This is a genomic window from Christensenella intestinihominis, from assembly GCF_001678845.1.
GTDB lineage: Bacteria > Bacillota > Clostridia > Christensenellales > Christensenellaceae > Christensenella > Christensenella intestinihominis.
On the sequence record NZ_MAIQ01000006.1, the window covers coordinates 19676 to 34439 of the forward strand.

General features: G+C 55.3%; 11 protein-coding genes. 9 read left to right on the forward strand and 2 right to left on the reverse strand.

Annotated features, from left to right (window positions below):
- Positions 1-5: 5 nt before the first annotated feature.
- From BBD38_RS09015 to BBD38_RS09040, 6 genes are all read left to right on the forward strand, one after another.
- The gene (locus BBD38_RS09015; protein WP_066687108.1) at positions 6-1118 is read left to right on the forward strand and encodes a 4-hydroxybutyrate dehydrogenase; all 1113 of its coding nucleotides are present in this window, start codon (positions 6-8) and stop codon (positions 1116-1118) included.
- Positions 1119-1175: 57 nt separating this feature from the next.
- Positions 1176-1853 (forward strand): response regulator, encoded by a 678-nt coding sequence (locus BBD38_RS09020; protein ID WP_066687110.1) that lies wholly within the window; start codon positions 1176-1178, stop codon positions 1851-1853.
- 353 nt (positions 1854-2206) lie between these two features.
- Positions 2207-2833, forward strand: coding sequence for a recombinase family protein (locus BBD38_RS09025; RefSeq protein WP_066687611.1), 627 nt, complete (start codon positions 2207-2209; stop codon positions 2831-2833).
- Between the two features lie 164 nt (positions 2834-2997).
- Positions 2998-5658 (forward strand): immunoglobulin domain-containing protein, encoded by a 2661-nt coding sequence (locus tag BBD38_RS09030; protein WP_066687112.1) that lies wholly within the window; start codon positions 2998-3000, stop codon positions 5656-5658.
- 31 nt (positions 5659-5689) lie between these two features.
- Positions 5690-6385 carry a hypothetical protein gene (locus BBD38_RS15035; protein ID WP_066687121.1) on the forward strand — a complete coding sequence of 232 codons (696 nt, stop codon included), beginning with the start codon at positions 5690-5692 and terminating at the stop codon, positions 6383-6385.
- 122 nt (positions 6386-6507) lie between these two features.
- Positions 6508-7374, forward strand: a complete 867-nt coding sequence (locus BBD38_RS09040; protein WP_066687127.1) for a class B sortase — start codon at positions 6508-6510, stop codon at positions 7372-7374.
- 58 nt (positions 7375-7432) lie between these two features.
- Here BBD38_RS09040 and BBD38_RS09045 read toward each other — a convergent pair whose 3' ends face one another.
- Together BBD38_RS09045 and BBD38_RS09050 are read right to left on the reverse strand one after the other, a co-directional pair.
- The gene (locus tag BBD38_RS09045; protein WP_066687147.1) at positions 7433-9082 is read right to left on the reverse strand and encodes a MutS-related protein; all 1650 of its coding nucleotides are present in this window, start codon (positions 9080-9082) and stop codon (positions 7433-7435) included.
- Positions 9083-9173: 91 nt separating this feature from the next.
- Positions 9174-10640, reverse strand: coding sequence for a succinate CoA transferase (locus BBD38_RS09050; RefSeq protein WP_066687149.1), 1467 nt, complete (start codon positions 10638-10640; stop codon positions 9174-9176).
- Between the two features lie 234 nt (positions 10641-10874).
- Here BBD38_RS09050 and BBD38_RS09055 point away from each other — a divergent pair, with 234 nt between their 5' ends.
- The 3 genes from BBD38_RS09055 to BBD38_RS09065 all read left to right on the forward strand — a co-directional run bounded on the left by BBD38_RS09055 (position 10875) and on the right by BBD38_RS09065 (position 14757).
- Positions 10875-12242: an aldehyde dehydrogenase family protein gene (locus tag BBD38_RS09055; protein ID WP_407919650.1), complete on the forward strand. Its 1368-nt coding sequence runs from the start codon at positions 10875-10877 to the stop codon at positions 12240-12242.
- A gap of 20 nt (positions 12243-12262) precedes the next feature.
- On the forward strand, positions 12263-13525 hold the full coding sequence (rpoN, locus tag BBD38_RS09060) for an RNA polymerase factor sigma-54 (RefSeq protein ID WP_066687155.1): 1263 nt from the start codon (positions 12263-12265) through the stop codon (positions 13523-13525).
- Between the two features lie 92 nt (positions 13526-13617).
- Positions 13618-14757 (forward strand): acyl-CoA dehydrogenase, encoded by a 1140-nt coding sequence (locus tag BBD38_RS09065; RefSeq protein ID WP_066687158.1) that lies wholly within the window; start codon positions 13618-13620, stop codon positions 14755-14757.
- Positions 14758-14764 lie beyond the last annotated feature (7 nt).

Consider the following 14764-nt stretch of genomic DNA (forward strand, 5'->3'; position numbering starts at 1 on the left):
AAACCATGAAAGAACTTTCAATCAAACCGGAAATATTTTCGTTTGACACCTGCAAGGAGTTTTGCGAGGAATATAAAATCGGAGAGGGCGACCTCATCATCACCAACGAATATATCTTCAACCCGTATTTTACGGACCTTGGCATCAAAGCGGATGTGCTGTACCAGGAAAAATATGGCGCGGGAGAGCCGTCGGACGAGATGGCGGAAGCGATGTATGCCGACATGAAGGGCGATTATAAGCGCATTATCGCCATCGGCGGGGGAACAATCATCGATATTTCCAAGATTTTCGCGCTGAAAAATGTGAGCCCCATCCTGGACCTTTACGACAGGAAGGTGGATATCGTGAAGGATAAGGAGCTGGTGCTCGTCCCCACGACCTGCGGAACGGGCAGCGAGGTCACGAACATTGCCATCCTCGAATTAAAGAGCCGCCACACCAAGCTTGGCCTTGCGGTTGACGAGATGTATGCGGACAGCGCGGTGCTGATTCCCGAGCTTTTGCGGGGCCTGCCCTTCAAGTTTTTTGCGACAAGCTCCATCGACGCGCTGATCCATGCGCTCGAGTCGAGCCTTTCGCCCAAAGCGACGCCCTATACGGAAATGTTCGGCTATAAGGCAATCGAGATGATCCTCAGGGGCTATCAGGAAATTGCGAAAAACGGCGAGGACGCGCGCATCCCGCTCCTGAAGGATTTCCTTTTCGCCAGCAACTATGCGGGCATCGCGTTTGGCAACGCGGGTTGCGCGGCTGTGCACGCCATGAGCTATCCGCTCGGCGGAACGTACCACGTGCCGCACGGCGAAGCGAATTACTGCCTGCTGGTCGGCGTGTTCAAGGCATATATGGAAATTGACCCGAACGGCAAAATCAGGAAGCTGAACAAGTTTATCGCGGATATCCTTGGATGCGGCGAAGATGTGGTATATGACGAGCTCGAAAAGCTCCTGAACCGGATCATCCAGTGTAAGCCCCTGCATGAATACGGCGTAAAAGAGGAAGAGCTTGAAACCTTTACCGACAACGTTATGGAGAAGCAGGGACGCCTCATGGCCAACAACTATGTGGAGCTTCCGCGGGAAAGGGTTTACGGCATCTATAAGAAATTGTATTGATTGGCTTTGCCGTGCAGGGAAACGTATCGGCGGGAACGGCGTTTGAGGAGAGGTAATATGTATCGTATGACGGTTTTAAAACAGGGCCTTACGAGGCTGCATACACCGATGACGGACACGATCAAGGGATGCGAGTTCACCACGGAAATGATTCCGCTTGAAGAGGGGATTTCCGCAGGATATTTTGTGGCCCACCCGGTGGATTTGCTTCTAATCGACCTGTGCAAGAATCCGCGGCTCGGCCTTTCGCTCCTGAAACAGCTGCGGATATTGGGCGCGCAGGGCGAGGCAGTCGCCTATATCGCGCGCGACGACTGCGACACCCTCCGCAGTGTGCTCCGCCTCGGCGTGGTAGACTGCCTTGTCGATCCCTTCGATACAAACCGTTTCGAGCAGGCTGTGGAGCGCTTTTTGCGGAGGAAACGCCTGTTTGCGCGGGAGGCGGTCACGCAGGAGCAGGCGGACGGGCTTTACCATGGGCTGGAAGCGCTGCCCGAGCTTCCCAAGGGCTTGCAGAAAAAAACCCTCAATACGATTCGCGCGGTTCTCTCGAGCAGGCCGGACACCAGCTTTTCCTGCGAGGACATTGTGGGCACCGTCAATCTCTCGCGCATTACGGTGCAGCGTTACCTTTCCTACCTCCGGCAGGCCGGAGAGGTTACCGAGGCGGTGAATTACCGCACCGGCGGCAGGCCGTGCTCGTTATACCGCTGTAATCCGGGCGTATTTGCCTGAACGGCTGTACGCAGAAACGGCGTGGAATTTTGGTTCCATGCCGTTTTTTTGTACCGCGAAAACCTGCGCCCCGGTGTCGCCGGAGACGCGGCCGCAGCAGGGCGGCCCAAAAGAAAAAAGGGAAATGCTATACGAAAAATAAGGCGTATCGCATTTTTTAACAGAAAAATTGCAAATTTCGTGAGAAAATATTACCCGAGGGGTTGGGGATGGTTCGTTCGCAATGCAAGGCTTCCATAGGCCGGGACAACGATGCAAGCAAACGCGGGCGGACCATATCCGGATCAGCAATCCGGCATATCTATGGAAGCGGCCGCAAAGCCAAATACAACAGATGATTGGAGATGAAGGAAATGGCGATCTATGGATATATGCGGGTATCGACACGGGAACAAAACGAGCAGCGCCAGCGGGATGCGCTCGCAGCATACGGAATCCCCCCAAAAAACCTGTATATAGACAAACAATCCGGGAAGGACTTTGTCCGGCCCGCGTACAAGCGCCTGCTGTGGCGCATAAGGGAAGGCGACCTCCTGGTCGTAAAGAGCATCGACAGGCTGGGCAGGAATTACAGGGACGTAATGGAGCAATGGCGCGTCATCACGAAAGAGAAGGGCGCGGACATCAAGGTGCTGGATATGCCACTGCTCGATACGACCCAGGCAAAGGACCTGCTGGGAACGTTTATCGCGGACATGGTTTTACAGCTGCTGTCCTTTGTGGCGGAAAACGAGCGGGACGCGATCCGCCAGCGGCAGGCGGAGGGCATCGCCTCGGCGAAAGCGCGGGGCGTAAAGTTTGGCCGCCCGGCGCGTCCGCTGCCGGAAAATTTTGAAAAAATATGCGAAAGGTGGCTGCGCGGCGGGATTTCCCTGCAGGATGCCGCCTATGCGGCGGGCATGCCGCGGAGCACGTTTTACCGCAAAATGCGCGAACAAAAAAAAGCGGGGTCCGCAGACGCCGCAAGCAATTCTTTTTAAATTTTAACATTTCCCTAAAAGTATAAGTTATGGGAACCGGAAACAATTCTCATATATCTATATATTACTCAAGAAGAATTAAAAAATCAACCCCTTTTTTTGCAAAAAACCGTTTCTCTAAAAATATACTTTTAGAAAATGCCAACAGGCAAAAGGAGGACTCAATGAAGAAGTTTAGGAAAAGGATGGGTGCATTGGTGATCGTCGTATTGATGATCGTCAGCCTGATTCCTGTTGCAGCACTTGCGGCTACTCCGGCTGAGGTGACGGCCGATCCGGTAAATGCAACAGTAAATGTGGGCGACAAGGTCACGTTTACAGTGACAGGCAGCAGCTTTGCATGGAACGTGGATAAGCATGACGGCAATGGCTTCGTGACGGCCGACAGCAGCGCGGTAACAGGCGCGTCGGGCGAAACGACAGGCACGCTCACGATTAACGCTGCGGAAGCGGGAATGAACGGCTGGGATTTCATGTGCACGACCGATGGCGGAGACAGCGAGATCAAGACGCTTACGGTGAACACAAACACCACGCCGCAGATAAATGCGCAGCCGACGTCCAGCGCGAGCAGCCCCGTGGAGGAAGGAACGAAAGTAACCTTCACAGTGACCATGAAAGCCAATGGGAATATTGAAAACATGCTGTACCAGTGGCAGGTTAAAAAAGCCGGGACGGACGCATGGGTGAATTCAACGGACAAGGGCTGCCTGACCACGGAGCTGGTGGTTTATCCGGTCTATGCGGACAACGGCAACCAATATCGCGTGGTGGCGACGAACGGCGATACGGATGAATCGGTTATTTCCGATTCGGTAGCGCTCGAGGTAAAGGCGCCCAAGGAGGGCCCCGAGGTTCCCGTGGTAACGGTTGCAGTAGACCCTGCTTCGGTCAAGATCGGCGAAGCGGCGACACTGACCGCAGACGTTGAAGTAAAAGAGGGAAGCGAGCTTGCCTACCAGTGGTACTTCATGAAAGCCGGGGAGAAGAACACCTTCGCAGCCCCGGTAAAGATTGCGGGAGCCACATCTAAAACGTATGAAATTTCTGCGGCAACGGCGGACGACGCAGGCAAGTATTACTGTGACGTGACGAACAAGACCTATGAAAACCAGGTGGGCACGTCGAAGGCTGGCGCGGTTGAGTTGACCGTAAATGAACCGGATGGCACGGTCACGATAACGGCGGACCCGGTTGCGGCGACGGTGTTTGCAGGCGGAAATGCGACGTTTACAGTGGCGGCGAAAGCCGATAACGGCGCCGCGCTTACCTATCAGTGGCAGCAAAAGCGGGCCGGTTACGCCAACTGGACGGATTTGGAAGGACAGACGGACGCATCGCTTACCATCAGCAACGCGGCGCTGGCAATGAACGGTTACAGCTACCAGTGCGTCGTTACGAACGAAGCGGACGGCAAGGATGCAACCTCCGCTGCCGCAGTCCTCACGGTTAAAGTAAAATCCTCTGCGCCTGTGATCGGCAAGGATATCCCGAAAGACGTACAGGTGTTCGTGGGCGAGAAAAAGACCCTCGAGGTCGTTGCGTCCGCAGAAAACGGCGATCCGCTTACATACCAGTGGTTCGTACAAGTCCCGGGCAGCAGCAGCGCTGTGGAAATGGCGGGAGAGACGAAATCCTCCTACACAATCCCGGCGGTTACCCTGGCAGACAAAGGCAAAAAATACCAGTGCGAGATAACGAACCCCAAGACCGATGAGACGGTATCGTCTGAGACGGCAACGCTCGACGTATGGGTGGCGGACGCGGTGCCGCAGATCACAGCACAGCCACAGGATGCGGATGTTGAAGCGGGAACGGACGTCGAGTTCGTAACGGCGGTTAAGCCGGTCGACGGGAAAACGTTTGAGTACAAATGGGAAGTAAGCAGCGACAGCGGAAAGACCTGGAGCGACGTAACAACAAGCACCGGCTCGACTGATGCAATTGCGAGCGTCACGGACGCCAAGCTGACGATCACAAAGACGACCGACGCAAGCGACGGGCTGTACCGCTGCGAAATTAAAGTAAACGGCAACAGCGGAAACGAAGCGGCTTATACGAACCCTGCTTCGCTCAAGGTATGGACGGCAAACAAGCCCTATCTGGTGAAGGGCCTCGAAGCGACGACGGCAGCCTTTGAAGGCAGGACGGCAACGCTCAGCGTGGAAGCGAAGGTTAACCCCAACGCGGCGCTTTCGTATGAATGGTCTGTTTCTGCGGACGGCAGCGTCTGGGAAACAATTGCGGGCGCGACGGGCGCAAGCTATACGACGGACGTGCTGACGGCTGCGGACAACGACAAGCAGATCAAGTGCACGGTGTGGAACAACGCTTATAATACGTCGATCGATACCACGACGAAGCTGAGCGTGACACAGTCAACGGACATTCCGTCCTTTGACGACAACACGGAGCTCGATATCGACCGTGTAACGGGCTTTGTATCGGGCATCACGGCAGGAAAAACCGCGGCGGCGGCTCCCAAAGCTTCCAATGTGACGGCAATGTTCAACGTCCCGGCAGGATACAGCGTGGCTGTAATAGGCGCGGACGGAAAAGAGCTTTCCGGAAACGATACGGTTGGCACAGGCTGCATGGTGAAGCTCCTTGCGGCGGACGGCTCGGAAGCGGATAGCCTCACGGTTATCGTTGCGGGCGACGTAGAAGGCAAAGGCTTCGTAAGCATCAGTTCGCTGGTGGCGCAGTCCTTCCACATGACGGGCAGCAAGCCCTTAAGCGGCCCCTACATGGCGGCAGGCGATATGAACGGAGACGGCAACATCACGATCAGCGATATCGTTGCGGCTTCCAAACTCATGCTGTAAAAACCACAAAATATTTGGAGGATAAGAAGAAATGAATGGAAAGAAAAAGATCGTGATGGCAATCGCGATGGCGGTTGTGCTCATAATGGCAATGTCTGTGACGGCCCTGGCTGCGGCCCCGGCGGTAAGCATCAGCAATTCTGCCCCGAAGGCGGGCGATACGGTAACCTTTACGGTCAACTGCTCTTCCGACGTCGCGGGAATCTCTGCGGATATCGCGACAAGCGGCCTGCAGTATGTCAGCAAATCGTCCGTATTGGGCGACGAAAACATGCTCATCGCCCTCGGAAACTCGGCCTCCTATACCTATAAGGTAACGGCGGCGGCAGGGGAAAAGGTCAGCTTTGCGCTGTCGAACGTCGTGACCTCCGATGGAGACCTGAATGAAACGACGGAGACAGGTACGTTTGCGGCTTCCGCAACGGTAGCGGGGGCGGTTAATCCGGGCCCCGATCCGAGCAAGCCGGTCAACCCCGATCCTGAACCGAGCAAACCGGCCGACCAGCCGGAAAACCCGGACCAGCCCGCGAACCCGGATCAGCCGGCAAACCCGGACCCGTCCGAAAACCCGGGAACGGACAATGGTTCCACGGACAATAACCTGGACGACGTACCGAAAACAGGCGACGCCACCACAGATGTGTGGAGCCTCACGGTGCTCGCGCTTGCGGCGGCCGGAACAGTTGGAATTGTAGCATGCAAAAAAGCATTTTCTAAATCTAAATAAGTGCGATCAAAAAGCACGACCCGATTCACAAGCCAACCCACGCTAAGTGAATCAAACGCACAGGGCGGGAATTTCCCGCTCTGTGTATTTTTACGGAACAAATGAAATCGGAGTATAGGCTTATGGGCAAAACAAAAAAAGATAAAAAATTATCCGAAAACAAAAAGGGTTCGGGCGCTCCCGGATTCGCGAAAAACTGGAAATGGCTGATCGTCGCGGCGGCAGCGGCGGCAGCGGCGGTGTGCATCATCGTATGCGTGATGCTTCCGATGACGAAGGAGCCGGAGCCAGTCGCAACGCCCGCTCCCACAAAAAGCGCGGCTCCCACGGCAAGCGCAAGCCCGGACGCAACCCCGACGCCGGGGAAAACGATCCTGCCGGAATTGAAGGAATTGTACGAAAAAAACAGCGACCTTGCGGGGTGGATCAAAATAGACGGGACAAAGGTCGATTATCCTGTAATGTACACGCCGCAGGATGGCGAATTCTACCTGTACCGCACCTTTGAAAAGCAGGACGACCCAACAAAAGAGGGCTGCCTTTTCATCGACAAGAACTGCACCATAGACCCGCGCAGCACAAATTTGCTGATCCACGGGCACAACATGAAGAACGGGACGATGTTCCATACGCTGCTGGAATACGAAAAAGAGGAGTTTTACAAGGAGCATCCCGTCATCAGCTATAGCTCGCTGTACAGCGCGGACGAATACGAGATTGCGGCGGTGTTCCTGTCCAAAATCTATAACAAGGACGAGGATGTGTTCAAATTTTACAAGTTCTACGATGCGAAAACGGCGGACGAATTCGATGCATTTGTAGAGAACATCAAGGAAATGGAGCTATACGAAACGGGCGTGACCCCCGAATTCGGCGACGAACTCATTACGCTGTCCACCTGTGAATATTCGCAGGATAACGGACGGATCGTGGTGGTCGCCCGCAAGGTGACGGACGTATCGACGGTTTCGGGCGAAGTGGTTTTGTAAAGCGCGAATAGAAAAAGACGCGGGCGGTTTGCCCGTGTCTTTTTTGTTCCGGCCGGTTTCAGTCCTTGCCGAGGAGGCCGTTGGCCTCGCGGATAATCTCCGGGTCAAACCCCATATATTCCAAAAGCCGCACGGCATTTGTTGTGGTGGAAGGCCCGGGCTTCAGCTGATAGTCGAAGGTGATGCGGTTGCCTTCCATCGTTTCGCAGAAATGATACAGGTCAAAGGTTTCCTTTAAAATTTCTGTCAGTTCGATATCGTGCGACGCGGCGATGCACAGCGAACCCGTCCGGTGCAGGGCGCGAAGTACGGCGGTGGAAGCGGCAATGCGTTCCGGCGTATTCGTTCCGCGCAGGATTTCGTCTATGAAAACAGTGCAATAACGTTCCCGGCAATCGTCAAGGATACGCTTTAATGACTTCACCTCCGTAACAAAATAGCTGTCCCCGGATACGATGTCGTCGCGCAGCGCCATAGAGGTCGCCACATAGCAGGGCCGCAGGGTGTATTCCTTTGCGCAGCAGGTTCCAATTGTCTGCGCGAGGATATTATTTACCGCGAGCGCCTTGATAAAGGTCGATTTGCCGGAGGCGTTCGAGCCGGTAATGATGCAGTCGTTCCCGATGGCCCCGTCGTTTGTTACCGGGTGGCGGAGAAGCGGATGGTACATCCCGCGGAATGAAATTCCGCTATGCGCGGTGAAAGACGGCCTGCACCAGCAGGACAGGCTTTCGCGGAAGGAGAGGATGCTCATGGAAACGTCGAATTGGCCGATGATCTGGTACAGGAGGGAAAATTCCTCCGGATGCGCCAGGACCTTTTCAATCGTCCGGTCATAGGAAATCAGGTCGGTCAGGAAAATTGATTTCAAAAGGATCGAAAACGCTTCCAGTTCCGCGAGGTTTTGCTGCGTGCTCCCGGAAACGAGGCCGCCCGTATGCCGGAAAGGATGGAGCGCGCCCTCGAGGTCGTAACCGAATTGCGCAAAGACAGGGCCAAACCGTTTTTCAATTTTTTTCGCCGCCCAGAGCATCGAGGAGAAGCAGCGCATGCTTTCAAGCCCGGTTTCGAGTTCAAGGCGGTTGTAGTAATAAATAATGATATTTACGGCCACAGAGCAGATGGTGAAAAGGACCCCGGCCGGGAGGAAAAAAGGCATCAGGCAGAAGCCGGCGAGGGGAAGCGCGGCGAGGAGGAGGAACAGCCACGAATGCCCGATCCGTTCCGCATCCGCATGGAACAGGTAGTAACTCAGGCGGCCCGTGCTGCGCCTGCCCAGCCCGCGTAAAATTTTGAGCAGGGCGAGGCGGTCCTGCGGATGGTTTTCGAGCCAGCAAATAAGCTGCTCCTGTTTTCCGTTGTGGTCCGATTCGTCCAGTTCATGGAGTATGTGGTACAAATACTCCTCGCCCACGTCGGAGGAACAGGTATTGACCCGCCTGAAAATGTCGTCCATCGAAAGATCGTTCCAGGTGGTCGCGTCTATCCTGCTGCCGGAGGGAAGCGCGGAGGCGTATTTATGGTAAGAAGCAATATTGCCGATTTCGTAATCCGTATCCCCGGGAGGACGCCCGAACGCCTGCATGAGCAGCGCGTCCTTTTTCCTGCCTGCCTTTTTTACCAAAACAACGGCAAGGACGGCCACAGCCGCCGCGGCAGGAAGGAAAACGGCCAATAATGGAATCAATGAGAAAGCGTCGCCAGCCAATGTTTTTCTCCTTTACAGGTTGTAATGAAATTATAACACAAACAAAAAAGGAAACAAAAAAAGCGCCGGAGCGCTTTTTTATATGTGTTGGTTATTTCCCCTGGAAAACCTCGTTCAAAAGCTGCGGCGTATGCTTATGCGCACACTGCGCGCACGCGCGGTCCAGGTAGTCGTGCAGCATGGGCCGGAAATCCGGATGCGCGCAGGTATCGATGATCTTCCGCGCGCGTTCCCTGGGCGTGGTGGCCCGCAGGTCGGCATAACCATATTCCGTTACGAGGAAGTGGATATCGTGCTCCGTATGGTCGACATGCGTGATGAACGGGACAATGCACGAGAGCGTGCCGTTTTTCGCGGTGGAGGGCGTCATAAAAATGGAAAGCCCGGCGTTCTGCGCAAAATCGCCGCTGCCGCCGATTCCGTTCATGATGCGCGTTCCGTTGATGTGCGACGAATTGACGTTCCCATAGATATCCGCCTCGATTGCCGTATTCATGGCGATGATTCCAAGGCGGCGGATCACCTCGGGATGGTTGCTGATTTCCTGCGGACGCAGCATGATCTTATCCCGGTAATTCTCGAAATTCGCTTTATAATGTTCTTCAAAGTCCGGGGACACCGTGAGCGACGTGCCGGACGCAAACGAAATTTTCCCGGCGTCGATCAGGTCGAACACCGCATCCTGGAGCACCTCGGAATAGACCTTGAGGTCTGTAAAATCCGATTTTTTAAGGCCCGCAAGCACCGCGTTGGCAACGCCGCCCACCCCTGACTGGAGGGGAGGGAGCGGCACGGGCAGGCGCCCGGCTTCCGTTTCCTTTGTAATCAGTTCGACGATATTATCCGCGATTTTCTGGGAAATATCGTCCACCGGCTGGACGGCGCGGCCCTTGTCCGGGATATCCGAATAGACGATCGCCGCAATTTTATCGAAGTCGCACGGGTAATAGTCGGTGCCCACGCGGTCGTCGGCCCGGATGATCGGGATGGGTTTGCTGTTCGGAACGCGTTCCACGGTGTATACGTCATGGATGCCGCGCAGCGATTCGGGCTGCGTGGTGTTGACTTCCAGAATAACGTGTTTTGCACATTCAATATAGGTGTTCGCCGCACCGATGGAGGTGGAAGGGATCAGGTGTCCTTCCTCGTCAATGCCGATAATTTCAACGATGGCAAAGTCGATCTCGCCGAAGAACCCGTTTTTTGCCCACACGGCCACCTGGCTCAAATGGATATCGAAATAATCGATCTCGCCCGCGTTAATGGCATTGCGGACGGTGGAATTCGTCTGGTAGGGCGTACGGCGTACCATCGCGCCGCTGCGCGTGAGCGCGCCGTCAATTTCGTCGCCCACCGAAGCGCCGGTCATGACCGTGAGGTTCAGCTTTTCGCCCGTTGCCTCCGCGCGCCTTGCAATCGCAAGCGGCACAGCCTTGGCGTGGCCCGCGGGCGTGAAACCGCTCATCCCGATGGTTGCGTTCGGATAAATAAGCTTTGCCGCATCGTCGGCGCTCATGACCTTGCCGAGATATTTTTCACACTTGATTCTGTCGTTCATACCGTTCCCTCCATATGCGCCGCAGCACTGCGGCCTTTATTCCTATTATCACAATTCTATATTATACACTGCGGGGAAGAATTTTGCATCCCGAAAATCCGTTTCCAAACTTAAGAATCGAATGATGGCGGCAGAAGTTTTTTTTAGTTACATAACTTTGCTTCCCGCTGTAAAACCACTATAATAATATAGGTAAAACTGTATATAAATTTAATGAAATATTTTATTAGGAGGATTTTGAAAATGGCAACAGTTGCGGAAATCTTTGAGCGTGCGCATAAAGCGCAGGCGGAATATGAGAAGAATGCAAGCCAGGAGCAGGTGGACGCGGCGGTAAGGGCGATCGGCAAGGTGGTTTACGACCGTGCCGAAGAGCTTGGCAAGCGCGCGGTGGAAGAGTCCGGCATGGGCGTTGTGGAAGACAAGATCGCCAAGTGCCAGGGCAAATCCAAATGCATCTGGAACAGCATGAAGGGCAAGAAGTCCTATGGCATCATCGAGGAAAACAAGGAAACGGGCATCATCAAGGTAGCGAAGCCCAAGGGCGTCGTGGGCGCGGTAACGCCTGTCACCAACCCGGTGGTTACCCCTATGTGCAACGCGATGTTTGCCTTGAAGGGCAAAAACGCAATTGTAATCGCGCCGCATCCACGCACAAGCGACCTCAACAAATACGTTGTGGACCTGTTCCGCGCAGAGCTTAAAAAGCTCGGCCTGCCGGAAGACCTGATCCAGACGATCGAGCATCCTTCGCTCGATATGACGCAGGAAGTTATGAAAACGGCCGACGTCGTTGTGGCGACGGGCGGTGCGGGCATGGTGAAATCCGCTTATTCGAGCGGGAAACCGGCCCTCGGCGTAGGCCCCGGGAACGTGCAGGTTATCATCGACCGCGGCATAGACTATGACGAGGCGGCCTCCATGATTATTGCGGGCCGTAAGTTTGACAACGGCATCATCTGCTCGGGCGAGCAGTGCGTAATGATTCCGGATGACGAATACGACACGGTAATCAAGGCGTTTGAAAAGAACGGCGCTTACTACATTGACGATGCGGAAACGGTGGAAAAATTTGCCAAGACAATTTTCCCGGACGGCGTAATCAACAAGGACGTAGTCGGCCAGAGCGTACAGAAGATTGCTTCCCTTGCGGGCGTCGAAGTCCCGGAGGGGACGAAGGTCGTCCTGTTGAAGGCGCGCGGCCGCGGCAAGGCGGACCTGCTGTGCAAGGAAAAAATGTGCCCCTTCATGATCGCCATTCCTTACGATACGTTTGACGACGCGATGAGCGCGGCATATGAAAACCTTTGCTACGAAGGCAAAGGCCACACCTGCTCCATTCATTCAAACGACCAGGAGCACGTGCGCATGGTCGGCGAATATATGCCGGTGAGCCGTATTGTTGTGAACCAGCCTTCCTCCACGACGGCGGGCGGCGCGCTCACGAACGGCTTTTCGCCCACGACGACGCTGGGCTGCGGTTCCTGGGGCAACAACAGCATTTCCGAGAACCTCAACTATACGCACCTGATTAACGTTTCGCAGATCGGCCTTTACAACAAGGACAAGAAAATCCCGACGGACGAAGAAATCTGGGCGTAAGCAATGTGCTTCCAAAAGGTATGAAGCTCTCGGTCGAACAAAAACAGGTACAGTCGCAGGTTGCGTCCCAACAGATGCAGCAAGCGCTGTTCCTGCTTTCAAAAAACGCATGGGAGCTGAACGAATATGTACGGGAACAGGCGGTGGAAAACCCCGTCCTCGAAGTAAAAGAGCCGGAATGGCAGGAGCGGGATTTGGCTTCCGGCGCGGTTCCGTATTACGGGGAGGCCTATGAAAAGGCCGCGACTGAAACGCTTGCGCAAAGCCTCCTGGGCCAGCTTGACCTCAAGGGCCTCGGCAGGGAAGAACTCCGCGCGGCCAGGGAAATCATCGGCGCGCTCGATTCCCGGGGGTATTTTATGGAGCGGCTCGCCGATGTGGCGGGCCTGTGCAAGGTCAGCACGGCGCAGGCAAAACGCGCGCTTGCCGCGGTGCAGTCGCTTGACCCCGCCGGGGTCGGGGCGCGCAGCCTTTCCGAATGCCTGTGCCTGCAGCTTTACCGCATGGGGGAAAAAGAGGAAGCGCCATACCGGATTGCCCGGGATTACCTCGGGGAGCTTGCCCGGGAAAATTATGCGGGGATTGCCGCCGCGCTTGGCATTTCAACCGCGAAGAGCCGCGCATATGGCGCGCTGCTCCGTTCGCTTAGGCCGGGCGTTTCCAACACCGCGCCGGAGGAGGCCGCGCAGTATGTTTTTCCCGAAATTCTTGTGGAAAAGGACGGGGATACGCTCCGCGTGCTTCTCGACGAACGGAAGATCATCCGTCCGTATGTAAGCGATACATATGAGCGGGACGGCCTTGACAGCGAGGCAAAGGCGTATCTGCGGGAACGCCGGGCGATGGCAAAGCGCATTGTGCAGTCCGTAGACCTGTGGAAATCGATGCTGCGGCGGGTGGCGGAAAAAATCGTCCTAGCGCAGCAGGGATTTTTCCTTGCCGGGGAGGCGCTTCGCCCCCTCAGGATGGCGGACGTTGCGGATGGGCTCGGCGTACATCCGTCCACGGTCAGCAGGGCGGTGGCGGGAAAATACCTGATGTCGGGCGCGGGCGTGTTTCCCTTGAAAAGCTTCTTTTCACGCAGCATTCCCGAAGGGGAAAAAAGCGTAAGCGGGGATTATATCAAAAGAAGCATACGGGAAGTGCTCGCGCATGAACCTGCGCTCACAGACAGCGCGGTGACCGAACGCCTGCGCAGCCGGGGCACAAAAATTGCCCGGCGGACGGTTGCAAAATACCGCAGGGAAATGGGGATTGCATCCTCGTACCGCAGGAATAAATAGGAAACTGTACCGCGCCGTGCCCCGTGCACGCGCCGTATACACTGCATCCGGGATTCCGAATGGAGCCCGAATCGAACGATTAGGAGAACGATATGGATTTCACATTAAGCAAGGAACATCAGATGCTCAGGACCCTGTTTCGGGACTTTGCTGAAAATGAAGTGAAACCGCTCGCGGAGGAACTGGACGAAGAAGAACGTTTCCCGGTCGAGACGGTGGAAAAAATGAAAAAATATGGCTTTTTGGGCATACCCTTCCCCAAGGAATACGGCGGGCAGGGCTGTGACACGCTTGCATATATCATGTGTGTGGAAGAGCTTTCCCGTGTATGCGCGACGACAGGCGTAATCGTGTCCGCGCATACGTCGCTTGGCTCAAACCCCATTAAGCAGTTTGGTACGGAGGAACAGAAGCAGAAATACCTCGTGCCGCTTGCAAAGGGCGAAAAGCTCGGCGCGTTCGGCCTTACAGAGGCGGGCGCGGGCACGGACGCTTCCGGCCAGCAGACCAAGGCGCTGCTGGAAGGGGACCATTACGTCCTGAACGGCACAAAGATATTTATTACGAACGCGGGCTATGCGGATACGTACATCATTTTTGCAATGACGGACAAGGCCAAAGGGAACCACGGCATTTCGGCGTTCATTGTCGAAAAGGATTTCCCGGGGTTCTCGGTCGGCAAAAAGGAACGCAAAATGGGTATCCGCGGAAGCGCGACGGCAGAGCTGATTATGGAAAACTGCATCGTGCCCAAGGAAAACCTGCTTGGAAAAGAAGGGCAGGGCTTTAAAATCGCCATGGCCACGCTGGACGGCGGGCGCATCGGCATTGCGGCGCAGGCGCTCGGCATTGCGGAAGGCGCGTTCAGCGAGACGGTAGCCTATGTAAAGGAGCGTAAGCAGTTTGGCAAACCGCTTGCAAAGTTCCAGAATACGCAGTTCGTGCTTGCCGACCTCAAGGCGCGGATCGACGCGGCGCAGCTTCTTGTTTACCGCGCGGCCATCGCGAAAGACACGCAGGAGCGTTTCTCGGTCGAATCGGCGACCGCCAAGCTTGTCGCGGCGGAGACGGCGATGGAAGTAACCACCAAATGCGTACAGCTGATGGGCGGTTATGGATATACGCGGGAATATCCGGTAGAACGCATGATGCGCGACGCAAAGATTACCGAAATTTACGAAGGCACCAGCGAAGTGCAGCGCATGGTTATCTCCGGCGCGGTTTTGAAGTAAAGCAGGA